Consider the following 23,256-nt stretch of genomic DNA (forward strand, 5'->3'; position numbering starts at 1 on the left):
TCTGAGGCTTTTTGTTCAATCCAACTGGTACAGTTTTACACCGGAATCTTGCACAATTTTACCCCGACGTTGACAAAATATCTCATTTTCTAAGATATTTTGGTGCACCCGACAGGATTCGAACCTGTGGCCTCCGCCTTCGGAGGGCGGCGCTCTATCCAGCTGAGCTACGGGTGCAGATGGCTTGAAGCCGTATGTTGTGAGCCGAAGAACGTCAATCTGAGATCAAATTCGGCGGTTTGATCACGGTGAGATTTTGGTGAGTTTTTTCGTCCTTCCTTTCTTCAACCTTTCTAAACTCGCGCAAATCCGATATTAAATCACTGCTCTCGCGTCGGACGTGAGCCTTCGGAGGGCAGCGCTCTATCCAGCTGAGCTACGGGTGCGTGCACGGCGCTGTGAGCGCTGCGCTTAGCAAAGCATGGATGGGGACGCCAGCGCCAATTTTCTGGCATTGGTATCAGGGATGGCAAATTTCCGATCAGCCTCCAGCGGGAACCTTTTCCATCGGCTGGAATTTGCCGAGGCCACAGCTTGCGCCACGATCGATACCGCCGCCCATATTGTGCAGGACGGTGATGATATCGACCGAGCAGAGTTGCGACAGGCTGGTTTTATACATGAATTTCTGTTCGAAACCAAGGCTGGAGCAGCTGTTGGGCAAGGTATTGCGGTAGATTTTTCCGCCCAGCATCTTGAAGTCGATTGTGCTGTCATCGCGTACCTCGGTACTCTGGATCTGGTGGATCTGGTGGATCTGGTGGATCTGGTGGATCTGGACGCAATCAACCGCCTTGCCAACGGGGCGGAGATTGTCGGGCTTTTTATCGCGAGCGATTGCGGCGCCGCTGGCCGACAGCAGGGCAAGGGACATGAGACACAGTAGAGGACGCATAATAAACCTCCTAATATTCTTGACCGATGCTAATGGGAGCGATCTGAATTCAGCCTGAATATCTTTCAGTTCGTCCGGCGCTATGCCTGCGATGGAGTAGGGGTTTTGGGCTTGTAGCGGCACAGGTCGGACACGATGCAGCGCCAGCATTCGGGTCGCCGCGCCTTGCAGACATAGCGGCCATGCAGAATCAGCCAGTGATGGGCGTGACGGCGGAAGGGCTGGGGCGTCTGTTTTTCCAGTTTCTCCTCGACCGCCAATACCGTTTTGCCCGGCGCAAGACCGGTGCGGTTGCCGATGCGGAAGATGTGGGTGTCGACGGCAAATGTTTCCGCCCCGTAGGCGCAGTTCATCACAACATTGGCGGTCTTTCGTCCGACACCAGGCAGGGTCTGGAGCGTGTCGCGGTCGGTGGGCACTTCGCCGTTAAAATCGCGGACCAGAATGTCGCTCAAAGCGATGACGTTCTTTGCCTTGCTGTTGAACAGGCCGATGGTTTTGATGTGGTCTTTCAGGCGCTCTTCGCCAAGATCCAGCATCTGTTGCGGGGTTTGCACCTTGTCGAACAGGGCGCGAGTCGCCTTGTTGACGCCAACGTCGGTTGCCTGTGCGGAAAGAACGACGGCGATCAAAAGCTGATAGACGTTGCCATATTCCAGCTCTGTCTCCGGCGAGGGATTCTGTTCCGCGAGGCGGCGGTAGAATTCAAAGATGTCGGCCTTTTTCATTCTATTCGCGTGATTCAGGCGGTTTGAAACCAGCTTCGTCATTCCCGCAAAGGCGGGAATCCATCTCCTGTGTTTTCGACCAGACGCTACGCGGGGAGATGGATCCCCGCCTTCGCGGGGATGACGGTGTGTGTGGGAGCAAGTTCACAACCCCAATACGCTCTTCATATCATAGCGTCCGGCAGGCTGCCCCACGAGCCATTGCGCCGCCTTTACCGCGCCGCGTGCGAAGATGCTGCGGTTCTCCGCACGGTGGCAAAGCTCGATACGCTCGCCTTCGGTGGCGAGGATGACTTGGTGGTCGCCCGCAACCGATCCGCCGCGAAGCGCCGCAAAGCCAATGTCGCCTGACTTGCGCGCGCCAGTGATGCCATCGCGACCGCTCACCTTGTGATCGGCAAGCGTAATGCCCCGTCCGCGCGCGGCGGCTTCGCCAAGCAGCAGGGCGGTGCCCGATGGTGCATCGACCTTGTGCCGGTGGTGCATTTCCAGAATTTCGATGTCCCAATCGGGGCCAAGGCGGCGGGCTGCATCCTCCACCAGCGCGGCGAGCAGGTTGATGCCAAGCGATGTGTTGCCGGTTTGCAGGACAGGAATGATCTTCGCCGCCTGGTCGATCAGGGCGTGGTGCGTGGCATCCAACCCTGTGGTGCCGATGACGATGGGCTTGTCGGCGACCAGACAGGCGTCAAGATGCCCTTCGAGTGCGGCGGGCGAGGAAAAATCGACCAGCACATCGCTTGCCAGCGCCAGTATCTCCTGATCCGATCCGATCTGCATACCGCCGATATCACCCGTCACGCCCGCCCGGTCCGCCCCGCCCGCGAGGCCGATGCCCGCCTCGTGCGCTGCCTGTGCAATCGCCTGGCCCATGCGGCCTGCCGCTCCGTATATGCCGATGTTCGTCATGTCTTGAAACTTTCCCTTCGCCTGTGCTTCATGACGGTCATGGAAGACATTCGCAACATCGTTGTCCTGACCGGCGCCGGAATTTCAGCCGAAAGCGGGCTTGCTACCTTTCGCGGGCCGGACGGATTGTGGGAAGGGCATCATGTCGAGGATGTGTGCACCCCCGAGGCGCTGGCGCGCGATCCGGTGCTGGTCCATCGCTTTTATGATGAGCGGCGGGCGAAGCTTTCGACCGTGACGCCCAATGCGGCGCATGAGGCGCTGGCCGCGCTGGATGCGGCATGGCCGGGTGAACTGTTGATCGTCACGCAGAATGTCGATGACCTGCATGAACGCGCCGGGGCAAAGCGGGTGCTACACATGCATGGCGAGTTGCTGTCCGCCCTGTGCGCGGCATGCGGGAAGGCGGTGCCATGGCAGGACGCGATGCCGCCGGGTTCGGTGTGCGACGGCTGCGCGGCCCCTGCCTTGCGCCCCGACATCGTGTTCTTTGGCGAGATGCCTTATGAGATGGAACGGATCGACCGGGCGCTGGCCAAGTGCGACCTGTTCGTGTCGGTGGGCACATCCGGCGCGGTTTATCCGGCGGCGGGATTTGTGCAGTCGGCGCGCTATCATGGGGCACGGACGCTGGAACTGAACCTCGATCCGTCCGCGGGCAGCATCTATTTTGACGAAACGCGGCTGGGCCGGGCGGGGGATTTGGTGCCGCAATGGGTGGGCGAAATGCTGGGGTGAGGTAAATAGAACGTTGATTGACAGCTAATCGCCCCCTCAAACCACCACCAACCGATGCCCATCCGCCACCGATTGTAAAAAACTCACCGGACCGCCAGTGCTGGTGTGTGGGGCTAGGTCGCTTGCCTTCATGCCGCACAGTTCCATGCCGCTTTGGCAGGCGATGAAGCGGACGCCAAGGCCTGCTGCGTCGGACATGAGATCGTCGAGCGTGGGGAGGCCCGCGGCCTGATGCACGGCGTCGTTGGGCGCGGTGAACGGGGGGCGGAGGAGGGCGGCGGCTTCGAGTTGGCAGAAGATCGTCACTTGTGTGCCCAAAGCGGCCTGGGCGGCGGCGAGGGTGAGGGCGCCGCGGAAGCGTTCGGGGTCGGGGGTGAGGATGACGATCTTTAGCGGCCGCATGCGGGGCACCCCGTATCCTTGGGCAAGGTGAGGGTGCGGAAGCGCAGGGACATGAGGTCAGCGATGACGAGCTTGCCCGCGCTGTCTTCGCCAAAGGGGACGAGGGCGCGGATGGTTTCGAGCGCGGCCATGCTGCCGATGATGCCGGTCAATGCCCCGACGACGCCCTGATCGGCGCAACTCATATCGGCGCGGCCCGGATCGTTGCCGACGAGGCAGCGGTAGCAGGGCTTGTCCGCTTCCCAACCGCGATAGACGGCGAGTTGTCCCTCGAACTGGCCCACAGCGGCGGAGATGAGGGGGATTTTGAGTTGGGTGGCGGCGTCGGAGACGGCGAGGCGGGTTTCGAAATTGTCGCAGCCATCGAGGATGGCGTCTGCTCCGGCAAGGAGGTTTTGCGCGTTTTGCGCGCTTATACGCTGGTTGACCGGGATGACGGTGACGTCCGGGGTCAGACGTGCGATGGTCTCTTTTGCGGCTTCCACCTTGAGGCGGCCGATGTCGGCGGCGGTGAAGATGACCTGGCGTTGCAGGTTGGAAAGGGCGACGGCATCATCGTCGATGATGGTGAGTTTGCCGACACCCGCTGCGGCGAGATACTGGATTGCCGAGCTGCCGATGCCGCCCGCGCCGATGATGGCGACGTGGCTGGCCAGCAGCTTCGCCTGACCCGCACCGCCTATTTCGCGCAGGATGATGTGCCGGGCGTAGCGGTCGAGTTGGGTGTCGGTGAGGGTCATTGACGTCACTCTCTTTCGTCATTCCCGCGAAGGCGGGAATCCAGCCCCTGACCGATCCATCGGGTGGAAAGGCCGGGAGATGGACCCCCGCCTTCGCGGGGGTGACGAATCAAATTTACACACCCGTCGACCCGAAACCGCCCGCGCCGCGTGTGGTTTCGTCCAGTTCGGCGACCTCTGCAAAGGTGGCGCGCTGGACGGGGGCGGGGACGAGCTGGGCCACGCGGTCGCCGCGCTTGATGGGGAAGGGCTCGCTGCCATGGTTGATCATGATGACCTTCAATTCGCCCCGATAGTCGCTGTCGATGGTGCCGGGCGTGTTGGGCACGCTGATGCCGTGTTTGAGCGCAAGGCCGGAGCGGGGGCGGACCTGGATTTCATAGCCGTGCGGGATGGCGACGGAAAAGCCGGTGGCGACGGCGTGGCGTTGACCGGGTGCGAGGGTGAGTTCCTCCGCCGCCACTATGTCCATGCCCGCCGCGCCATCGGTGGAGTAGCTGGGTACTGGGAGACCTTCGCCATGGGGCAACCGCTTGAGACGGATTTCGATGTCAGGAAGCGGGTGCCAGGGCATGGATGATTTTCTCCGTTAATTTGCGGGCGACGGCGTCCTTGGGCAGTTTTTCCCAGCTTTCGGTGCCGTCTTTGCTGACGATATGGACGCTGTTGGTTTCGCCGCCCATCACATCACCCGAAACGTCGTTGGCGACGATCCAGTCGCAACCCTTGCGGGCCAGCTTGGCGCGGGCGTGGTCGAGGATGTTCTCCGTTTCCGCAGCAAAGCCGATCAGCAGGCCGGGGCGTTGCGGGTGCTGGGCAAGTCCGGCCAGAATGTCGGGATTTTCGGTGAGGGTGAGCGGCGGAGGCGTATTGCCCTTTTTCTTGATCTTTTGGCCGTTGGCTTCGGCGCGCCAATCAGCGACGGCGGCGACCATGATGGCCGCATCGGCGGGCAGTGCAGCGTAGACGGCGGCCTGCATCTCGCGCGCGGTTTCCACATCGATGCGGGTGACGCCGGGGGGCGTGGACAGGGCGACGGGACCGGATACCAGCGACACGTTCGCGCCTGCCTGTGCCAGTGCGGCGGCGATGGCATAGCCTTGCTTGCCCGAACTGCGGTTGGCGATGTAGCGCACCGGGTCGATGGGTTCGTGAGTCGGGCCTGCGGTGATGAGGATATGTTTGCCGGTCAGTGGGGGCTTCTCGATCATGCTCGACGCGAACGGTTGAGAGAGACGCCTTTCGATTTCCGCCAATATCGCTTCGGGTTCGGGCAGGCGGCCCTCGCCAAACTCGCCGCAGGCCATGGGGCCTTGATCGGGTTGCATGACGGTGATGCCATCGACACGCAGTTGCGCAACATTGCGGCGGGTGGCGGCATGATCCCACATGCGCACGTTCATCGCAGGAACGGCAAGCACCGGCTTGTCCGTGGCGAGCAAGAGCGTGGTGGCAAGGCTGTCGGCGATGCCAGCAGCCATTTTGGCGAGCAGATCGGCGGTGGCGGGGCAGACGACGACCAGATCGGCCTCGCGGGAAAGTTGGATATGCCCCATCTCCGCTTCGTCCTTCAGGTCCCACAGGCTGGTGTGGACGGGCTGTTCGGACAGCGCGGCGAGTGTCATCGGCGTGATGAACTGCGCGCCTCCATCGGTCAGGACGCAACGCACGGTCATGCCCGCCTTGCGGATCAGGCGTATGAGCTCGCACGCCTTGTAGGCCGCAATGCCGCCACCGACGATCAGAAGAATGCGCTTTTCCATAGCTGTCGCTTATTACCAACTCTGGCAAGGAAGGCCAGCGGGACCTTCTTGTCCAGTCAGATGCCGGGGCTTGGCCGCCGCCGGATCGAGGCGATGAGGTCGCGCAGGGCGGCGGGTGCAAAGAGCAGGCCAACGAAGAGCACGGGCGTGATCATCACCGCCCAGTAGAAATTGTCGGGTCGGCCGAACAGCATCATCGCGGTGGAAAAACCCGCCAACCAGAGAAAGACGCGCGTGCCTGTCGGTCCGCTCCACGCGGCCCAGCCAAGCAGTGCGAAGGGCACCAGTATCTGTGTCACCGGGCCGGGGGCGAGGTTGAACATGGTCGAATTCTGGACAGCGGCGACCACGAAGCGCCAACCGCCGCTCGCGTTCCAGCCGGGTGAGGCCGGGTCGGCTACGGTCGTGACGGACCAGACGGCGTGGGCGTGGAACCACAGGGCGATGGCGAAGAGGACGGTGACGGCGCTCCATGCCGCAAATTCCCGCCACCTTCGGTCCAGCAGGGCGAGAGCACCCATCAGCAGGACGAAGGGCAGCGCCAGTTCGCGGATCATGACCGCCAGCAGCGCGAGCAGCAGGCTCGGCCACCACCGTTCCTTGCGGTAGAGCGCGAGGCTGAGCGCGATGAGCAAAGCTGCCCAGCCTTCATGAAAGACGATGAGGGCCGGGCTGAACGCCGTCAGGCTGTTCATCATGATGAACAACGAAGCATAGGAGCAGATCTTCGCCGTCCGCAGCGCAGGCGCGAGGCGCACGGTCCACGCCATGATGACCGCGCCGACCAGCAGGCACATGAGGGCCAGCGCCAGCGGTTGCGGCACATAGGCCAGGAAAACGGTCAGCGTCGGCAGGCGGAAGGTCACGAAGGGCCGCAGCGGGTAGTTATTGTCGCGCAGCAGTGGGGCGGCCACGGCATAATAATTGCCGCCATGGCGCACGCCATCGGCCATGGCGCGGTAAAGCAGGACATCGTCGCCCGCCGGATCGGGCGGTATGTTGCTGCCTTTCAGGGCATGGACTGGCTTGTCGGCCAGATCGGCGGCGACGGGCGGATGAAGCGTGCCCCATGCGAGAAAGCCCAGAAACAGCGCCAGCACAAATGCCGAGAGCCAGGCGGGCCAGCGCGCGAAGCGGCTGGGTTCGCTCAGCAGGTCGGGGAAGCGTAAGGCCGGGGTCATCCAGCCAAAGCTAGGGGTATATGGTTAATTTGTGGTTGCGGCGAATCTGTTCCCCAGCCATCCGGGCCGTCAAACCATCAACAACCACATGCCCGCTGCTCCGACCAGGGCCGCGCATGCCGCTATGGCCCCATATTTCCAGCCTGCGCCGACGCGAATGACCTGTATGTCGGGCAAGGGAAGCGGCGGCGGCGCGCCGCCTTCCAGTGGGAATTGCGCTTCGATCCGGCGGATGAGGCTGGGCAGGCGGCGGAGCGTGCGAGCGCTTTCGATCAGACTGTCGGCCAATGCGGCTTCGGGGCCAAGCTCGCTTCTGATCCATTCCTGCACAAAGGGGCCGGATGTTTCCCACATGTTGATGTCGGGGTCGAGGCTGGTGGCCACGCCTTCCACCATCACCATCGTCTTTTGCAGGAGCAGGAGGTGCGGCTGCGTCTGCATATCGAAATCGCGGGTGATGGCGAACAGGCCATCGAGCATCTGGCCGATGGACAGATCCTTGACCGGCTTTCCGCGCATGGGTTCGCCCACGGCGCGAAGGGCGGTGGCAAATTCGGCGACGTCATGATGGGCGGGCACATATTGCGCCTCGAAATGAATTTCGGCGACGCGGCGGTAATTGCCCGTCAGCAGGCCATAGAGGATTTCGGCGAGCCAGACGCGTGCGCGCCGGTCGATGCGGCCCATGATGCCAAAGTCGATGGCGGCAATGTCACCAGTTGGGGTGACGAACAAATTGCCTTGATGCATGTCGGCGTGGAAGAAGCCCTCCGATATTGCCTGACGCAGAAAGGCATTGACCAGCCGTGCGGCAATGGCCTGCACGTCATGGCCAGCGGTGATCAGGGCGTTGCGGTCGGAAATCTTGATGCCGTCCACCCATTCAAGGGTCAGCACCCGGCCCGATGTGCGGTCCCAGTCGATGGCCGGAATGATATAGCCGGGTTCCGCAACCATTGCTTCGGCCAGTTCTGACGCGGACGCTGCTTCGCGCCGGAGATCAAGTTCACGCGCGGTCCAGCGTTTCATGTTGGCGATCACCTGGCGCGGGCGCAGCCGGGACGCTTCGCCGCCCAGCATTTCCAGATGGGCGGCGGCCCATTCGTAGGTATCGATGTCGCGGTTGAATTGCTCGACAATGCCGGGGCGCAGCACCTTGACCGCGACCTGGCGTCCATCAGGCGTGACGGCGCGATGGACCTGCGCAATGGAGGCGGCGCCCACGGGTGTTTCGTCAAAGGAGGAAAACAGCGTTTCGAGCGGATGGCCAAGGCTTTGTTCGATCTGCGCACGGATGCCGGTGAAGGGCACGGGCGGCAGGGCGTCCTGCAGGAAGAGCAGTTTTTCGGCTGCCTGCTGCCCTACAAGGTCGGGGCGGGTGGCGAGGGTCTGACCCAGCTTGATGGCGGCGGGGCCGATGGCCTGAAATGCCTCGGCATAGCGTGGTTGTCTTGGCACGCGCGCGCCCAGACGCGCTATCCGGGTAAGGCGACGGACCGGCACGGGGGTCAGCGGATCGCGCTCGATTCCCCGCAATGCACCGTGACGGGCAAGGATACGACCCCATCTGAGCAGGCGCCAGAGATGGGTGACGGTGGTGGTCATGCGAGGACGGCCTTTTCCCGTTTGGTTCGAGCTTGCCGAGAACTGAAGTGGAGAACGGTTCTCGGCAAGCTCGAACCAAACGGGAAGGAATAGGGCACGCTTATACTTTCCAGCCGCTGTGAATCGCGACCAATCCGCCGAGCAGCGGTTCGACGCGCGTGCGGACAAAGCCTGTCTTGGCGATCATGCTTTCGAATGTCGGCATATCGGGGAAGCGGCGGATCGATTCGATCAGGTAACGATAGCTGTCCTCGTCATGGGCGAGCAGCTTGCCGAGCTTGGGCACCAGATGGTGCGAATAGCTGTCATAGATATCGGCGAAACCGGGCCAAAGAGTCGTCGAGAACTCCAGACAGAAGAAGCGGCCGCCGTATTTCAGGACGCGATGCGCCTCTTCCAATGCCTGTTGGATATGCGTCACGTTGCGAATGCCAAAGGCGATGGTGTAGGCGTCGAATTGCCGGTCGGGGAAACTGAGCGTTTCAGCATTTTCCTCGGCCCAGATCAGGCCCGACAGATCACGTTTCCTTGCGCGTTCCATGCCGACGGCCAGCATCTCCGGATTGATGTCGGCGACCGTGACAGCCGCGCCCGCTTTATGCAGGCGAAAGGCAATATCGCCGGTGCCGCCCGCCATATCGAGAATCCGTTCATTCTTGCGCGGCTTTACCCGGCGGACGAACAGGTCTTTCCATACGCGATGCATGCCGCCCGACATGGCATCGTTCATCAGATCATATCTGGCCGCGACATTGCTGAACACACTACGGACCATGCCTGTCTTTTCGGTGGGATCGACGTCTGTGTACCCAAAGGATGCTGTTTCGCTCATGGCGTCCCCTCTAGCCAAGTCTTGCCGTCGCCGCAAAGCCTGTTAAGCGCTTTTAGCATGCCGGAGTTGCCCGAAGTCGAAACTACCATAGCAGGCCTGCGTCCCGTGTTGGAGGGGCAGGTGCTCACGCTGGTCGAAGCGCGCCGCGCCGACTTGCGCTGGCCGATCCCGTTCGACCTTCGCCAAAGGCTGACAGGGGCGACCGTGACGGGGCTTTCGCGGCGGGCGAAATATGGGCTGATTGCGGTGGATCGGGGCGATACGCTGATCTTTCATCTGGGCATGTCAGGGCGCTGGCGGATCGATCCTGAAAATATCGGCACCCACGATCATTTCATACTGGAAACGGGCAGCGGCCATGTGCTGGCGCTCAACGATCCCCGGCGATTCGGATCGCTGGACATCGTGCGGACAGAGGCGTGGGAGGATTTCGCGCCATTTACCCGTATGGGGCCTGAACCGCTGAGCACCGTCTTTGACGGGACGTATCTGGCGGGCGTTTTTGCCGGCAAGGCCGCGCCGGTGAAGGCTGCGCTGCTGGATCAGCGGATCGTCGCGGGGCTTGGCAATATCTATGTGTGCGAAGCACTGCATATGGCTGGTATCGCGCCCGGTGTTGCGAGCAGCAGGATTGGCGCGGCGCGGTTGAACCGGCTGGCAGCCGCGATAAAAGAGGTGTTGAGCGCCGCGATATTGGCGGGCGGATCGACCCTGCGGGATTATGCTCGGCCCAGTGGCGAACTGGGCTATTTTTCCAAACAATGGCGTGTCTATGGCCGGGAGGGGGAGGCATGTCATTGCGGGTCGGTGATTGCCCGCCGTGTCGATAGCGGACGTTCGACCTTCTATTGCGGCAAGTGCCAACGATGATTTAGGCACCGATCTGTTGACGTAGGGAGCGCTTCGCGTTAATGGGCGGCCCTTCAAGAGCGCGGGGAATGATTCCCGCGTCTTTTTTCACGAATTCTTGGATTTCGAGGACAGGCATGGCAAATACGCCGCAAGCAAAAAAGCGTATCCGTCGCAACACGCGCCGGGCAGAAATCAATGGCAACCGTATCGGGCGCATCCGCACCTATGTGAAAAAGGTGGAAACCGCCCTTGCCGCTGGTGACAAGGACGCTGCCGTAGCCGCCATGGTCCAGGTTCAGCCTGAGCTTGCTCGCGGTGTTTCGCGGGGCGTGCTGCACAAGAACACTGCTTCGCGCAAGTTCAGCCGTCTGACCAAGGCGGTCGCCGCTCTCGGCTAAATCCAGATAACGTTAAAAATGCATTCACCCGCCGGGATATAACCGGCGGGTTTTTTGGCGTTTGATTGTAACGTGCCTGTAACATTAGGGTTTCCCGCGATTCGATGCGGTGCAGCATAAAATTATGATATAAAAATCCTTTAAATTCAATAAGTTATTAAAATAATCAGCTTTCTCTAAGGCTTGATCGAGTCAACTGGAATATTTCATTTTTTTGAAGCAGATGCCCTTGATCGACTCTCTTTAGCCTGCGTAAATCATCCCTCCAGGCCGCGGATCGATTCGAATCCCGGCTGATCGTGAAGCCATTATCGGGATCTGACCGGAAACAAACCATGTTTCCGGGAGTGTCTTGGTATTGCCTGGAGATAGGGTCGCACCGGAAACGGGCTGAAGGGGGCATTTTGACTGGGGGGCAGGGCGCAGGAATGTCGGAAAAACTGGCAAATCTATTGACCGTTACAGCTGATGCCGGAGAGGGCATGGCTTGCAACACGACTGATGCAGATCCTTTGTCGGCGGCATGGAAGCGTATCTGGGGTGGTCTGCGCCGGGATCTTGGCGGCAAGGTATTTGATCAATGGCTGCGCTTTGCCCGGCTGGGCGAATATTGTGAGCTGAGCCGAACCATGGAGATTCTGCTTCCATCGGATTTCGCAGCCAATTTCGTCGCAGGGAATTTTCAGGATCGGCTCCGCCTTGCATGGCGCAGTGCCAATATCGGCGTGGATGATGTTCGTATCCTGCGCGCGCCCGATGCGGCCTCTCTTCAGGCCTATGCGCCCCCAGCCATCGAAATGGCGCCGGAACCCGTCAACGCAGATCGGGTCACCGGCGCCAAAAGTTTTCAGCCGCGCCACAGTTTCGCAACATTTGTGGTGGCCGAGTCCAACCGTCTGGCCTTCCATGCGGCTCAGGCGATGGGGTCTCCGGAACGGCCACGCTTCAATCCGCTGTTCGTGCATGGGGCGACGGGCCAGGGAAAGACGCATTTGCTGCACGCCATTGCGGGCGCCTATGCCGCCGCCCATCCCGGCGCGACGATCATCTATATGTCGGCCGAAAAATTCATGTATGAATTTGTCACCGCCATGCGTGCCAATGAAACCATGGCGTTCAAGGCGCGGTTGCGCGGCGCCAAGCTGCTGCTGATCGACGATATCCAGTTCATTTCCGGCAAGGGATCGACGCAGGAGGAATTCCTGCACACGATCAATGAGATCGTTGAGGGCGGGGCTCGACTGGCGATCAGCGCGGATCGGGCGCCGCATATGCTTGATGCCATCGATCCACGCATATTGTCGCGGTTGGCGGGCGGTCTGGTCGCCGACATACAGGTTGCGGGTCTGGATCTGCGCCTTGAAATATTGGAACGGATGCGCACTGCAGCTAAAGACACGCAGGTGCCGGTCGCGGTGGTCGAGTTTCTGGCGCACAATGTTCGTACCAATATTCGCGAACTGGAAGGGGCGTTCAACAAGCTTGTCGCCTATGCATCGCTGACCGGGCGGCAGATCGACCTGGAATTCGCGCAGACCATGCTGGCGGATTTTGTTCGCGCGAATGCCCGGCGGATCACCATTGACGAAATCCAGAAGCTGACTGCGAAGCATTTCAAGATCGACCATAGCGAAATGCGCTCCAAACGGCGCGCGCGCGCCGTTGCCCGGCCCAGGCAGATCGCCATGTACCTGGCCAAGAAGATGACACCACGTTCCTTGCCCGAAATCGGTCGTATTTTCGGTGGGCGCGACCACAGCACCGTTATCCATGCCGTGCGGACGATAGAGGCCCTTCGGGCGCATGATGCCAATATCGACGCCGACATACGGGTACTTCAACGCCAGTTGGAGACTTGAGGGGGAGGGGCTGCGGCTCGTTCTTTGGCGGTTTTCCGCGATAGTCCCTTCCCTCTAGCGGGGAAGGGATTTTTTTGTCCCCCTGCCACACGGTTTTCGAAAAAAAACCCGACGGCTCAAGGAACCGCCGGGTTAATTCAGGCTAAGCTGGGAGCCTGCCTATCGTTTTTCCGGCGCTACTGAAATGCGGACCGTTTCGCCCGATTGCCCCGGAAAATTAGTGAACATAGCCTCGACCAGATTGGGAACGAGATATGTCAGCTTGTTGCTGAGCGATTGCGCCTTGGCAGTGCCCTCAAACAGGCGTCTGTTATCGCCGGTGCGGTCAATCTTCATCGTCAGGCTGCTGGTATAGATGGTGTAACTTTCAATATCATTGTAGCCGGGGCCAAACAGGAAGGGATCGTAAAATCCGTGAATGTATGGACGACGCCAATAGCCGCCATACCAAGGCCTGCCGGGTCCCCAATAGGGATCATAGCCAAAGCCTGTGGAACGAACCTTTTCCCGACCGTCATCCACGCTATAGTCCAACCGGACAATCAGGTCGGCAGCGGCGGGATCGGCTGAACGGACATAGCCATCCTGAATCAATTGAGCGGCCACCAGATCGGCATATTGCGCAAATTCAAGGCCGCCGCTCAACTGCGGATCGTCGGCGACCACGGCAAAGCTTTGCCCTTGTGGCACGGGCATTTGTTGAAAGCGGGCGACGTCGGCACGGAACGGTGTTGCGCACCCGGCAAGGGCAAGGAAGGCGACGGCAGGCGCCATAATCATGGCGATATTCCTGAAGAAACTCATGGCGCGCTATCCTGTCTGTTGCTTTTTCCGTTTCCTATGTGGTGATTAGTCTAGGAAAAGGCAAATGAACAAAGATTGAACGAACAGAGACAGGCTGGTGCACAAGAAGGACGGATGGCAGCTTCAGGCCATCAATCCCAGCGCGTCATAGGCGCCTGCCAGCGTTGGTGCGGCGGCGGCGCGTGCCTTTTCCGCACCTTTTCCGAGCAGACTGTCCAACTGCGCCACATCGGTCTTCAGCATTTCAAACCGCTCGCGAATCGGACGCAGAGTTTCGATCAGAATATCGGCCAGCGCCGGTTTGAACGCGCCAAAGCCTTGTCCCGCAAATTCGGAACAGACCGAATCCGCGCTGCGACTGGCCAGCGCCGCGAAAATGCCGACCAGATTGGCGGCTTCCGGGCGGTTTTCCAAGGCGGAAGCCAGTTCCGGCAAGGGTTCCGGATCGGTCTTTGCCTTGCGAATCTTTTGCGCGATGGTGTCGTCGTCATCGGTCAGATTGATGCGGCTCATATCCGACGGATCGGATTTGGACATTTTCGCCGTCCCGTCGCGCAGGCTCATGATCCGCGCGGTTTCCTTTGGAATGATCGGGTCGGGAATCGTAAAAAGGTCAACATCGAAATCCGCGTTGAATTTGGTTGCGATGTCGCGGCACAGTTCCAGATGCTGTTTCTGATCCTCACCCACCGGCACATGCGTCGCCTGATAAAGCAGTACGTCAGCGGCTTGCAGCACCGGATAGACGAACAGGCCGACGCTCGCGCCCTCACGGTGCTTGCCTGCCTTGTCCTTGAACTGTGTCATGCGGTTGAGCCAACCCATGCGGGCGGTGCCGTTCAATATCCAGGCAAGTTCGGCATGTGCAGGGACACGGGCCTGGTTGAAAAGGACGGACCTGTCCGGGTCGATGCCTGCGGCGATCAGGGCCGCAGCCATTTCACGGACGTTGCGGATGCGCTGTTCACGGGTTTCATGCACGGTGATGCTGTGCAGGTCGGCCAGAAAGAAAAAGCACTGGCTGTCGGAATCCATGTCCTCCTGCATCCGCACCCAATTGCGGATGGCGCCCAGATAATTGCCAAGGTGTAGATTGCCGGTTGGCTGGATACCGGAGAGGACGCGCATATCTTACAGGGCTTTCTTGCGTTGCAGGATGGCTATCCGGTCGCGGTCGATCGCGCCGATGGCCCAGGCCGTCGCGAAGTAGACGGTGACGCCCGCCAACACAAGGGCCAGAACGCTGACGGCGCGCTCAATAACGCCGCCCGCAAAATAGGGGAGCAACGGATCGCGCGCCGCAAACAGCGCCGCTGCCATGACTGCGGCAGCAATAAGTTGGCGGCCAAGGCGCAGCAGCAGTTTCGCATGGAGGCGGTAATGGCCGCGCTTGTGCTGGATTGAATAGAGCAGCGCGCAGTTCAGCCAGGACGCCGCCGCGGTCGCACTGGCAAGGCCGACGATGCCGAAGGGGCCGATAACCACAAGAATCACGGCAATGTTGAAGATGAGGACGACCAATGCTGTCTTGACCGGGGTTTTGGTATCCTTGCGCGCAAAAAAGCCGGGGGTGAGCAGTTTGACCAGCACATAGGCAGGAAGGCCCGCAACCAGTGCGATCACAACCTGACTGGTAATGATCCCGTCTTCCGGGGTGAAGCGACCGCCAACGAAAAAGGCGCTGACGAAGGGTCCCGCACAGACCATGAGCGCCACGGCGGCGGGCAGGGTGAGCAGCATCGCAAGCTCTATGGCGTCGGATTGCACTTTGGATGCGCCGCCTTCATCCTCACGCGCGATATGACGCGACAGGGCGGGAAGAATGGCTGTGCCCAGCGCTATGCCGATCACACCCAACGGCATCTGGTTCAGACGATCTGCCATGGCCAAATGCGTCAACGATCCTTGCGGCAGGCGCGTTGCAAAGAAGGTGTCGACGAGCTGGCTGATCTGATAGATGCCCGCACCAAAAGTGGCGGGCAGGATGATCCGGCCCAGCTCGCGTACCTGCGGCGTGAAAACCGGGCGTCGGATGGTCAGACGGAAGCCCGATTTCTTCGTCCAGTACCATAGCCAGACAAGCTGAACGAACCCCGACAGCGCAACCGCGCCGGATTGAACATAGGCTATGACCAGATCGCTTCCGTCCGGTCCGCGCAGCCAGGACCCGAAAAGCAGCCCGCTGATCAGCGTCAGGTTGAACAGGATCGGCGCCGCCGCGCCTGCGGCAAAACGTGACAGGCTGTTCAATATGCCGGTCAGCAATGAAACGATGCTGATGAAGAAAAGATAAGGAAAGGCGATGCGGCTGAGCGTCACGGCCAGTTCGAACTTGCCCGGCACCTGCTGAAAATCATTGGCGAGCAGCCAGACGAAGCCGGACATGCCCAATTCAAACAGGGCGGTAAAGCCAATGAGAACCGGCACGAACACCGAAAGCACGTCCTGGCTGAAGCGCTCCGCCTCGTCATGACCGCCCGGCCCTTGCAGTGCGCGGCTGAACATCGGCACATAGGCTGCCGAAAAGGCACCCTCTGCGAACAGGCGGCGGAATGTATTGGGCAAGCGGAAGGCGAGCTGGAAACAGTCGGCCGCCAGCCCGGCACCCAGAATCCGGGCAAGCAGCATGTCACGGGCAAAGCCGAAGATGCGACTCACCAGAGTGAGGCCGCCAATCGTCCCCATCGCCCTGGCGAGACTCATCCCCCGGTTTCCTTGCTAATGGCGCGGGTCAGGCGTGACCGACCGTTTCGCCGTCGCCCTGCTGCGCCTGTGCGGCCTCTGCCTGTTGCATGTACAGCGCGCCAAAGTCGATGGGTTCCAGAAGGAGAGGCGGGAAACCGCCATCGCGGATCGCATCGGCCAATACGCGGCGAGCGAAGGGGAAAACGAGGCGCGGCGCTTCGGCCAGCAGGAAGGGCTGAACCTGCTCGACAGGCACGTTGCGCATGCCGAAAAGCCCGGCATAAGCCAGCTCGGCCAGGAAGGCGACGCCGTTCGCGCCTTGCGCCTTGATGTCGATTTTCAGCACTACTTCGTGCACGTCGTCTGCCACGGGGGTGGCGCCGATATTGAATTGCACATCGATCTGGGGCTGCTCCTGCCATTGATAGACGGCGGGGGCATTCGGGTTTTCGAACGACAAGTCCTTCACATATTGGGAAATAAGACCGATCTGTGGCGTAGTGTCCGCACCGTTGGGCAGCGCTTCATGTGTTCCGGTTCCGCCTTCTTCGTCCGCCATCGTTCGTCCTTCAACAAATGTTCATGCTCTACGCACCAAAATCCAGTGCATTTTGAACCGCGCGATTAGCAGGGGGCGGCGTGAAGGGCAATGTAGCAATGTTGCTTTGCGCGGCAAAGTGAGGGCCGCGCCAGTGTTCATCTGTGAGGCGATCCTGCATCTATCCGGGCCTGATGACGATCGCCATTTGAAACCACGGGCAAACATGCCTATGTTAGTGAAACGCATGTATATGGAGGTATAGTGACTGTAGTCGTAATTCTTGCAATGGTTGCGGCTTTTCTGGGGCTGCGCTTGTATTCGGTACTTGGCAAGCGGACAGGGCATGAACAACAGCCCGCGCCCCAGGCCGAAGAACGCGTCTCTACAACCGTGCTGACGCCGGTAAGGGTGGAGGATATCCGCCCCGAAGTCGGGCGTTTGCCTGAAAGTCTGGTTGCGCCCGCCGCCGAAAGCGGCATCCGCGCGATTATCGGTGCTGACCGCCGGTTCGACCTCACCCAGTTCGCGGAGGGCGCTAAGTCGGCCTATCGCATGATCCTGGAAGCCTTCTGGAAGGGGGACAAGGATGAGCTGGCCTATCTGTGCGACTCCGACGTCCATGCATCATTCGCGCAGGCGATCGACGCACGTGAGGCGGAAGGGCATATTCTTGAAAACCGCATGATCCGTATCGACAAGGCGCAGATTGCCGACGCATCGCTCAGCGGAACGGTGGCCAGTATCACGTTGCGCTTTGATGCCGATATCGCTGCTGTCACCCGTGACCGGGATGGCCATGTCATTGCCGGATCGATGACGGACGCTGTGTCGACGCATGATGTGTGGACATTCAGCCGGGACGTCAAGGACAGCGATCCGAACTGGAAATTGACCGAAACCGACGAGGCCGCGTGAGCTTCTTTCGTTCGGGCGTCGCCCTTTGCATCGCATTGGGCTTGGCGGCCTGTGCAGGCGTTGTACCCACTGGCACCCCCCGTGGGACCCCGCCAGCATCCACACCCACAACGGGCGCGCCCGCCGCGCGCCCTGTTCCGGCAACGCCCGGTGCGACTTTGCCTGCCGGGCCGGCTTTGCCCAATGCCACTAGCGCGATTGAGCTTGGCATTGTGCCAGGACCCGGCACCGCTTCCCTGCCATTCGCACCGGCCCAGACGAAAGTGGCGCTGCAGGCTTTCAGGGTCAGTTGCCCCTCGCTTGTCCGACGCACGGATCAAAGCGGTCTGACACGCGCCGCCGACTGGCAGGATGCCTGCACGGCTGCTGCGGGTTGGCAGGACGACGATGCCGCCGGTTTTTTCGCCCGCTATTTCGAAACGGTTCAGGTGGGCGATGGAGCGGCGTTTGCAACGGGCTATTTCGAACCGGAAATCCGTGCCTCCCGGACCAGGCAACCGGGTTATGATACGCCCATTTATCGCCGCCCGCCCGATCTGGTCGATGTCGATCTGGGCCTGTTCAGCGATGATCTGAAGGGCAAGAAAATTCGTGGCAAGGTGCAGGGCGCGGCCTTTGTTCCTTTTGACGACCGCCCTGCCATAGAGGCCGGGGCGCTGGCCGGACGCGGTCTTGAAATCGCGTGGGCCGCCGATCCGGTCGAGTTCTTTTTCCTGCAGGTACAAGGCAGCGGCCGGTTGCGCTTGCCGGACGGCAGCATCATGCGCATCGGTTATGCCAGCCAGAACGGCCGTGATTATACCGGTATCGGCAAGTTGATGAAGGACCGGGGCCTGTTGGGACCGGGCCAGACCAGTATGCAGGGCATCATGGATTATCTGCGTAGCCATCCCGACGAGGGGAAGGCGATCATGAATGAAAACAAGAGCTTCGTCTTTTTCCGGGAATTGAATGGCGCCGGGCCAGTGGGCGCCATGGGTGTGCCGGTGACGGCGCATGCAAGCGTTGCCGCCGATCCCAAATTCGTGCCGCTGGGTGCGCCGGTATTATTGTCGCTGGATCGGGCCGAACCCAATGGCGTGTGGATTGCCCAGGATACGGGCGGCGCGATCAAGGGGGCGAATCGTTTCGATACTTTCTGGGGCGCTGGCGATCAGGCGCGCGCCGTTGCCGGGGGCATGTCGGCCCGTGGCAGTGCGTTGCTGCTATTGCCAAAGGGCAGTTATGCCCGCTTGATGCAGAGTAATGGCGCGTCGTCGCCTCAGCCCTGAGGAGAGGGCGGCCTGGAACCAGCTTGCCCGATCCGTCAAGCCGCTGTCTGTTGCCCCGCAACCGCCAGAGAATCATGGCGAGGCGATGGAAAGCAGCGCATCGCTTCTAAACGAGCCTGCAAGCCACCCTACCGAATCGTTAACACAATCCATCGCGTTGCCGCGCTCCGTTGTCAGGACGCGGCGTCCGGCGGATATCCTTGACGGCAGCTGGGAACGTCAGATCAAACGTGGTCTGTTGCAGCCTGAAATTACCATCGATCTGCATGGGCATAGCCTGTCGCAAGCGCATCAGCGTTTCGACCGGGCGCTTGCCAATGCACTGGCGCACGGCGTTCGGGTCATGCTGGTCATTACAGGAAAACCGCGGGATGGCGGGACTCGGCGGGATCGTGCGGATCGGGGCGTTATTCGGGCCGAAATAGGCCACTGGATCAGTAACAGCCAGCAATTTGGCATGATCGCGAGCGTGCGAAACGCCCATCCCCGGCATGGCGGGTCGGGCGCAATTTATGTCATATTGCGTCGCAATAAATGAACGTTTGCAATAGTTTTGCATAAAGTTTCTTAACCAATGTAATTCATAGCTGCAGCTTGAATCCTGTGCCTCCAGGGGCGCGACCTGTTCACGACTGTGGGGCCCAATGGAAGGCGTATCACTGAAAAGCCGAGCGGTTGCATTTGCAGCCAGCGCTGGTGCAGTCGCCTTCATCCTGGCGCTGTTGGCCGGTGCAGGCGCGCAACGTGACGTGGAAGCGATCGGCCGTGCGCTCACCATGGCCATTATGTGCGGCGTGATGTGCTGGGCATCGGCAACACGAACGGTGTCCGGCATTGCAGCTTCGGTGGATCTGGCGACTGAACGTTTGCAGGCGGCGGCACATGGCGATCTGGTCGACAATGTACCGCATGCCGTGACGCGTGATCTGCCCGATCTCTCAATAGCGATGCAAAGCCTGTTCAGTCAGGTGCGGACCAATCTCGACAATGTGCAGACGCTGGCAATGTTCGATCCGGTCACGTCGCTGCCCAATCGTACAAGCTTTTGCCGACAGGTCGAGCGGCTGCTGGCGGAGCGCCCGCCCGGCGGCCTTGCCGCACTGTTCTTCATTGATCTGGATGGGTTCAAGGCGATCAACGACACGCTGGGCCATGCTGCTGGCGATCAGCTTTTGTCGCGGGTGGCGGGGCGGCTGCGCGAAGTCGTGATGACGCTGGTCGGCGCCGGCAATGGCGATGGCGTTGTCGGGCGGTTGGCAGGTGACGAATTCACGATCTTTTTTCCCCAATTGCCCGCGCCCGAAACGGCGCAGCGCATTGCGCGCGCTGTCCAATATGCGCTTGGTGAGCGTTTTGACATTGGCGGTCAGCAGATTGATCTGGGGGCTTCCATTGGTGTTGCCTTCTACCCTCAGCATGGTGAGACATTGCACGATCTGCTTCGTTCGGCCGATGTTGCCATGTACAAGGCCAAGGATAATGGCCGCCGCCGGGTAGAGTTTTTCAGCGAAGAACTGGCCAATGTAATGGCTGGCCGCGCTGAATTGGAACGGGATTTGCGCATCGCACTGGAACGCAACGAACTCCTGCTTCAGTTCCAGCCGCAGCTTGATGTCACGACCGGCAGGGTCATTGCCGCAGAAGCACTGGTCCGTTGGAAGCATCCGGAACGCGGGGTGTTGTTGCCCGGCAGTTTCGTTCCGCTGGCCGAAGAGACCGGGGCGATTGTCGAGCTGGGCGACTGGATCATGAACAAGGCGTGCGCCACCGCCGCAGACTGGACGCGCAAGGGTATCTCCCAACGACTGGCTGTCAATATCAGCATGCGTGAGCTGGCACAGCCCGATTTCTTTTCCCGCCTGCGCGATACCATGGTTCGGCACAAGGTTGCGCCAGAACAGCTGGAACTGGAGATCACTGAATCGCTGGCGATGGAGATGGATGATCGGATTTTGGCACAGTTGCGGGGATTACGCCGCGACGGCGTGCGTATTGCGATCGACGATTTTGGCACCGGCTTTTCCAATCTGTCGCGCCTCAAGGACCTGCCCGTCGATCGGGTGAAGATCGACCGCAGCCTTGTTCGGGACATCGTGACATCGCCCGAAGCCCGCACCATCTGCAGCGCCGTCATCGGACTGATTCAGGGGCTGGGGCTGGAAGTCGTCGTCGAAGGGATTGAGCGGCAGGACCAGATGGACATGCTCCGCATCATCGGCTGTTCGATTTTTCAGGGCTATTTGTTCGCCATGCCCGAAGCGGAGACGGATTATCTGCATCGCTTCAGCGGGGCATGGAGTTCCACCGCCAAAACGGCGTAATCGGTCAGATCACCCGCCGGTCAATGCTCGCGTCACTATGTCGCCGTAAATCCCCGTCAGTGCTTCCAGATCGGCGACGGCGACGGCTTCATCCAGCTTGTGCATCGTGGCGTTGCACAGGCCGAATTCCACCACAGGACACAGGCGGGAGAGGAAACGCGCATCGGATGTACCGCCGCTGGTGGACAGTTCCGGGTCTATGCCGGCCGCCTGTTTAATGGCGGCGGCGATCAGGCCGGAAAAATCGCCTGGAGGCGTCAGGAATGGCTCGCCGCTGATTACGGCAAGCAACTCGCCACCTTCGGCTTCAACGATCGCACGGATGCGGTCGACCAGTTCCGCTCCGCTGTGCGTATCGTTGAAACGGATGCTGATTCGCGCTCGCGCTTCCGCTGGAATAACGTTGGTGGCGGGGTTGCCAACTTCCAGATCGGTGATTTCGATATTGCTTGGCTGGAACCAGTCGGTGCCTTCGTCCAGCTTTATCGCTTCGATAGCGGCAAGGATGCGGACCAGCGGGCTGATCGGATTGCTGGCCAAATGCGGGTAGGCGACATGGCCTTGCGCGCCCTTTACACTGATCCACATATTGACTGATCCGCGGCGGCCGATCTTCATCATGTCGCCAAGCCGATGGACCGAAGTGGGTTCGCCGACAAGGCACAGGTCGGGATTGATGCCGCGTTCGGCCATGCGATCCATCAGTGCGAGCGTGCCATGGACGGCTGCACCTTCTTCATCGCCGGTGATGATCAGGCTGATGGTGCCGGGAAGGTCGTCGGCGCGGGCGAGGGCCGCGACGAAGGCGGCGATGCTGCCCTTCATATCCACCGCGCCGCGACCGTAGAGCAGATCACCCTGCTGAACAGGCTGGAACGGATCGGTCGCCCAGCCATTGCCGGGGGGCACGACATCCAGATGGCCGGCAAAGGCGAAATGCGGGCCGGGGCCATGGCTGCGGATGGCGAGCAGGTTTTCAACCGGGCCGTCAGGGGCTTCGCCGCTCAACATGCGTTCGACATCAAAACCAAGCGCGACCAGCATGTCTTCCAGCGCGGCGAATACCGGGCCGGTGGCGGGCGTGATCGAGGGACAGACGATCAGCCTGCTTGCAAGGGCAACCGGATCGGTCAATGACTGGCGCGAGATTTCCATTCGCGCCGGTTAGCGCAGCCGCGTGCTTTTGACCAGAAGGAGAAGCAAGCCATGCCCAAGCTTGATCTGAAAACGATCCCCCAGACCAATGCCACCGGCTATCCGCCCGAATATGCGGGCGAGGTTCAGGGACGCATGTACCGCCGATTGGCGCCCGCAGGTGGGATCAGCGATTTCGGGGTCAGCCATGTGGTGTTGAAACCCGGCGCTTGGTCGGCGCAACGCCACTGGCACGAGGGCGAGGACGAATTTTTGGTGATGCTGGCTGGCGAGGCGTTGCTGATCGACGATTCGGGCCGAACGCCGCTGATGCCCGGAGATTGCATTGCGTGCCCAAAGGGCGATGGCAATGGCCATCATGTGGTGAATGAAAGCACGCGCGATTGCGTGTTTGTGGTTGTCGGCGGGCCAGGTGCTTCCGACTGTCATTATCCCGACATCAACCTGCACTTGTCGGCGGGCCAGGGATATCGGCGGAAGGATGGTAGCGGGTTCTGATTTTTGGGTGGTTTGTTGCGGGGTCTGGTCCGGCTAATTTTGAAATCTGAGGTGAGAAAGTCTGTAATGCAAGGGCGGCACCCGCGTATTCAGTGTCCCGCTTTTTGGAGGAAACCCCCCGACTTCAGTCGGGAAGAGGCTTCAGCCGTTGCCTCGGGGAATAG

The 23,256-nt window shown here is 60.6% G+C and carries 24 protein-coding genes and 1 tRNA gene; 9 read left to right on the plus strand and 16 right to left on the minus strand.

What is annotated here, in order from left to right; genetic code table 11:
- Positions 1-100: 100 nt before the first annotated feature.
- The 4 genes from L3X40_RS16970 to dapB form a co-directional block, all read right to left on the minus strand.
- Positions 101-177 (minus strand) — tRNA-Arg (locus L3X40_RS16970).
- Positions 178-481: 304 nt separating this feature from the next.
- Positions 482-895 (minus strand): hypothetical protein, encoded by a 414-nt coding sequence (locus L3X40_RS16975; RefSeq protein ID WP_445177205.1) that lies wholly within the window; start codon positions 893-895, stop codon positions 482-484.
- 80 nt (positions 896-975) lie between these two features.
- Positions 976-1,623, minus strand: coding sequence for an endonuclease III (nth, locus tag L3X40_RS16980; protein ID WP_237366665.1), 648 nt, complete (start codon positions 1,621-1,623; stop codon positions 976-978).
- Between the two features lie 144 nt (positions 1,624-1,767).
- Positions 1,768-2,532: a 4-hydroxy-tetrahydrodipicolinate reductase gene (dapB, locus tag L3X40_RS16985; RefSeq protein ID WP_237366666.1), complete on the minus strand. Its 765-nt coding sequence runs from the start codon at positions 2,530-2,532 to the stop codon at positions 1,768-1,770.
- Between the two features lie 39 nt (positions 2,533-2,571).
- Between dapB and L3X40_RS16990 the strand changes: the two genes are divergently transcribed.
- Entirely contained in the window at positions 2,572-3,270 is a 699-nt protein-coding gene (locus L3X40_RS16990; RefSeq protein WP_237366686.1) for an NAD-dependent deacylase, read from the plus strand.
- Positions 3,271-3,306: 36 nt separating this feature from the next.
- On the opposite strand, the gene L3X40_RS16995 is transcribed toward L3X40_RS16990, so the two are convergent.
- From L3X40_RS16995 to L3X40_RS17025, 7 genes are all read right to left on the minus strand, one after another.
- The gene (locus L3X40_RS16995) at positions 3,307-3,672 is read right to left on the minus strand and encodes a DsrE/DsrF/DrsH-like family protein (RefSeq protein ID WP_237366667.1); all 366 of its coding nucleotides are present in this window, start codon (positions 3,670-3,672) and stop codon (positions 3,307-3,309) included.
- Positions 3,660-4,412 (minus strand): HesA/MoeB/ThiF family protein, encoded by a 753-nt coding sequence (locus L3X40_RS17000; RefSeq protein ID WP_237366668.1) that lies wholly within the window; start codon positions 4,410-4,412, stop codon positions 3,660-3,662. Before L3X40_RS17000 ends, L3X40_RS16995 begins: the two co-directional genes overlap by 13 nt.
- Before the next feature lie 115 nt (positions 4,413-4,527).
- A complete protein-coding gene (gene dut / locus L3X40_RS17005) occupies positions 4,528-4,986 on the minus strand; it encodes a dUTP diphosphatase (RefSeq protein WP_237366669.1) in 459 nt (152 codons plus the stop codon).
- Positions 4,964-6,175, minus strand: coding sequence for a bifunctional phosphopantothenoylcysteine decarboxylase/phosphopantothenate--cysteine ligase CoaBC (coaBC, locus tag L3X40_RS17010; RefSeq protein WP_237366670.1), 1,212 nt, complete (start codon positions 6,173-6,175; stop codon positions 4,964-4,966). The genes dut and coaBC overlap by 23 nt, the downstream gene beginning before the upstream one ends.
- 56 nt (positions 6,176-6,231) lie before the next feature.
- Complete coding sequence (locus tag L3X40_RS17015) at positions 6,232-7,356, minus strand: hypothetical protein (protein ID WP_237366671.1); 1,125 nt, start codon at positions 7,354-7,356, stop codon at positions 6,232-6,234.
- Between the two features lie 69 nt (positions 7,357-7,425).
- On the minus strand, positions 7,426-8,961 hold the full coding sequence (gene ubiB / locus L3X40_RS17020; protein WP_237366672.1) for a 2-polyprenylphenol 6-hydroxylase: 1,536 nt from the start codon (positions 8,959-8,961) through the stop codon (positions 7,426-7,428).
- Positions 8,962-9,061: 100 nt separating this feature from the next.
- Positions 9,062-9,793, minus strand: a complete 732-nt coding sequence (locus L3X40_RS17025) for a class I SAM-dependent methyltransferase (RefSeq protein WP_237366673.1) — start codon at positions 9,791-9,793, stop codon at positions 9,062-9,064.
- Between the two features lie 57 nt (positions 9,794-9,850).
- Here L3X40_RS17025 and mutM point away from each other — a divergent pair, with 57 nt between their 5' ends.
- From mutM to dnaA, 3 genes are all read left to right on the plus strand, one after another.
- On the plus strand, positions 9,851-10,663 hold the full coding sequence (gene mutM / locus L3X40_RS17030) for a bifunctional DNA-formamidopyrimidine glycosylase/DNA-(apurinic or apyrimidinic site) lyase (RefSeq protein WP_237366674.1): 813 nt from the start codon (positions 9,851-9,853) through the stop codon (positions 10,661-10,663).
- Positions 10,664-10,779: 116 nt separating this feature from the next.
- On the plus strand, positions 10,780-11,043 hold the full coding sequence (rpsT, locus tag L3X40_RS17035) for a 30S ribosomal protein S20 (protein WP_237366675.1): 264 nt from the start codon (positions 10,780-10,782) through the stop codon (positions 11,041-11,043).
- Between the two features lie 482 nt (positions 11,044-11,525).
- Positions 11,526-12,902 (plus strand): chromosomal replication initiator protein DnaA, encoded by a 1,377-nt coding sequence (gene dnaA, locus L3X40_RS17040; protein ID WP_237366687.1) that lies wholly within the window; start codon positions 11,526-11,528, stop codon positions 12,900-12,902.
- 159 nt (positions 12,903-13,061) lie between these two features.
- Here dnaA and L3X40_RS17045 read toward each other — a convergent pair whose 3' ends face one another.
- The 4 genes from L3X40_RS17045 to secB all read right to left on the minus strand — a co-directional run bounded on the left by L3X40_RS17045 (position 13,062) and on the right by secB (position 16,950).
- On the minus strand, positions 13,062-13,706 hold the full coding sequence (locus L3X40_RS17045; protein ID WP_237366676.1) for a DUF4136 domain-containing protein: 645 nt from the start codon (positions 13,704-13,706) through the stop codon (positions 13,062-13,064).
- A 123-nt stretch (positions 13,707-13,829) separates the two neighbouring features.
- Positions 13,830-14,834, minus strand: coding sequence for a tryptophan--tRNA ligase (gene trpS, locus L3X40_RS17050; protein ID WP_237366677.1), 1,005 nt, complete (start codon positions 14,832-14,834; stop codon positions 13,830-13,832).
- Positions 14,835-14,837: 3 nt separating this feature from the next.
- Positions 14,838-16,409: a murein biosynthesis integral membrane protein MurJ gene (gene murJ, locus L3X40_RS17055; protein ID WP_237366678.1), complete on the minus strand. Its 1,572-nt coding sequence runs from the start codon at positions 16,407-16,409 to the stop codon at positions 14,838-14,840.
- Positions 16,410-16,437: 28 nt separating this feature from the next.
- Positions 16,438-16,950 carry a protein-export chaperone SecB gene (secB, locus tag L3X40_RS17060; RefSeq protein ID WP_237366679.1) on the minus strand — a complete coding sequence of 171 codons (513 nt, stop codon included), beginning with the start codon at positions 16,948-16,950 and terminating at the stop codon, positions 16,438-16,440.
- Between the two features lie 243 nt (positions 16,951-17,193).
- Between secB and L3X40_RS17065 the strand changes: the two genes are divergently transcribed.
- The 4 genes from L3X40_RS17065 (at position 17,194) to L3X40_RS17080 (ending at position 21,439) form a co-directional block, all read left to right on the plus strand.
- Positions 17,194-17,847: a Tim44/TimA family putative adaptor protein gene (locus L3X40_RS17065; RefSeq protein ID WP_237366680.1), complete on the plus strand. Its 654-nt coding sequence runs from the start codon at positions 17,194-17,196 to the stop codon at positions 17,845-17,847.
- Positions 17,844-19,118 (plus strand): murein transglycosylase A, encoded by a 1,275-nt coding sequence (gene mltA, locus L3X40_RS17070; protein WP_237366681.1) that lies wholly within the window; start codon positions 17,844-17,846, stop codon positions 19,116-19,118. The genes L3X40_RS17065 and mltA overlap by 4 nt, the downstream gene beginning before the upstream one ends.
- Entirely contained in the window at positions 19,093-19,656 is a 564-nt protein-coding gene (locus tag L3X40_RS17075; RefSeq protein WP_237366682.1) for a Smr/MutS family protein, read from the plus strand. The genes mltA and L3X40_RS17075 overlap by 26 nt, the downstream gene beginning before the upstream one ends.
- A gap of 106 nt (positions 19,657-19,762) precedes the next feature.
- Positions 19,763-21,439: a putative bifunctional diguanylate cyclase/phosphodiesterase gene (locus L3X40_RS17080; protein ID WP_237366683.1), complete on the plus strand. Its 1,677-nt coding sequence runs from the start codon at positions 19,763-19,765 to the stop codon at positions 21,437-21,439.
- Positions 21,440-21,448: 9 nt separating this feature from the next.
- On the opposite strand, the gene dapE is transcribed toward L3X40_RS17080, so the two are convergent.
- On the minus strand, positions 21,449-22,594 hold the full coding sequence (dapE, locus tag L3X40_RS17085; RefSeq protein ID WP_237366684.1) for a succinyl-diaminopimelate desuccinylase: 1,146 nt from the start codon (positions 22,592-22,594) through the stop codon (positions 21,449-21,451).
- Positions 22,595-22,645: 51 nt separating this feature from the next.
- Between dapE and L3X40_RS17090 the strand changes: the two genes are divergently transcribed.
- Positions 22,646-23,092 (plus strand): cupin domain-containing protein, encoded by a 447-nt coding sequence (locus tag L3X40_RS17090; RefSeq protein WP_237366685.1) that lies wholly within the window; start codon positions 22,646-22,648, stop codon positions 23,090-23,092.
- The last annotated feature ends 164 nt before the right edge of the window (positions 23,093-23,256 follow it).

The sequence above is a fragment of the Rhizorhapis sp. SPR117 genome (assembly GCF_021742065.1).

Coding starts and splice junctions, on each gene's coding strand:
- L3X40_RS16975 (WP_445177205.1), bottom strand. CDS start 895: ATGCGTCCTCTACTGTGTCTCATGTCCCTTGCCCTGCTGTCGGCCAGC.
- nth (WP_237366665.1), bottom strand. CDS start 1,623: ATGAAAAAGGCCGACATCTTTGAATTCTACCGCCGCCTCGCGGAACAG.
- dapB (WP_237366666.1), bottom strand. CDS start 2,532: ATGACGAACATCGGCATATACGGAGCGGCAGGCCGCATGGGCCAGGCG.
- L3X40_RS16990 (WP_237366686.1), top strand. CDS start 2,572: ATGGAAGACATTCGCAACATCGTTGTCCTGACCGGCGCCGGAATTTCA.
- L3X40_RS16995 (WP_237366667.1), bottom strand. CDS start 3,672: ATGCGGCCGCTAAAGATCGTCATCCTCACCCCCGACCCCGAACGCTTC.
- L3X40_RS17000 (WP_237366668.1), bottom strand. CDS start 4,412: ATGACCCTCACCGACACCCAACTCGACCGCTACGCCCGGCACATCATC.
- dut (WP_237366669.1), bottom strand. CDS start 4,986: ATGCCCTGGCACCCGCTTCCTGACATCGAAATCCGTCTCAAGCGGTTG.
- coaBC (WP_237366670.1), bottom strand. CDS start 6,175: ATGGAAAAGCGCATTCTTCTGATCGTCGGTGGCGGCATTGCGGCCTAC.
- L3X40_RS17015 (WP_237366671.1), bottom strand. CDS start 7,356: ATGACCCCGGCCTTACGCTTCCCCGACCTGCTGAGCGAACCCAGCCGC.
- ubiB (WP_237366672.1), bottom strand. CDS start 8,961: ATGACCACCACCGTCACCCATCTCTGGCGCCTGCTCAGATGGGGTCGT.
- L3X40_RS17025 (WP_237366673.1), bottom strand. CDS start 9,793: ATGAGCGAAACAGCATCCTTTGGGTACACAGACGTCGATCCCACCGAA.
- mutM (WP_237366674.1), top strand. CDS start 9,851: ATGCCGGAGTTGCCCGAAGTCGAAACTACCATAGCAGGCCTGCGTCCC.
- rpsT (WP_237366675.1), top strand. CDS start 10,780: ATGGCAAATACGCCGCAAGCAAAAAAGCGTATCCGTCGCAACACGCGC.
- dnaA (WP_237366687.1), top strand. CDS start 11,526: ATGGCTTGCAACACGACTGATGCAGATCCTTTGTCGGCGGCATGGAAG.
- L3X40_RS17045 (WP_237366676.1), bottom strand. CDS start 13,706: ATGAGTTTCTTCAGGAATATCGCCATGATTATGGCGCCTGCCGTCGCC.
- trpS (WP_237366677.1), bottom strand. CDS start 14,834: ATGCGCGTCCTCTCCGGTATCCAGCCAACCGGCAATCTACACCTTGGC.
- murJ (WP_237366678.1), bottom strand. CDS start 16,409: ATGAGTCTCGCCAGGGCGATGGGGACGATTGGCGGCCTCACTCTGGTG.
- secB (WP_237366679.1), bottom strand. CDS start 16,950: ATGGCGGACGAAGAAGGCGGAACCGGAACACATGAAGCGCTGCCCAAC.
- L3X40_RS17075 (WP_237366682.1), top strand. CDS start 19,093: ATGGCGCGTCGTCGCCTCAGCCCTGAGGAGAGGGCGGCCTGGAACCAG.
- L3X40_RS17080 (WP_237366683.1), top strand. CDS start 19,763: ATGGAAGGCGTATCACTGAAAAGCCGAGCGGTTGCATTTGCAGCCAGC.
- dapE (WP_237366684.1), bottom strand. CDS start 22,594: ATGGAAATCTCGCGCCAGTCATTGACCGATCCGGTTGCCCTTGCAAGC.
- L3X40_RS17090 (WP_237366685.1), top strand. CDS start 22,646: ATGCCCAAGCTTGATCTGAAAACGATCCCCCAGACCAATGCCACCGGC.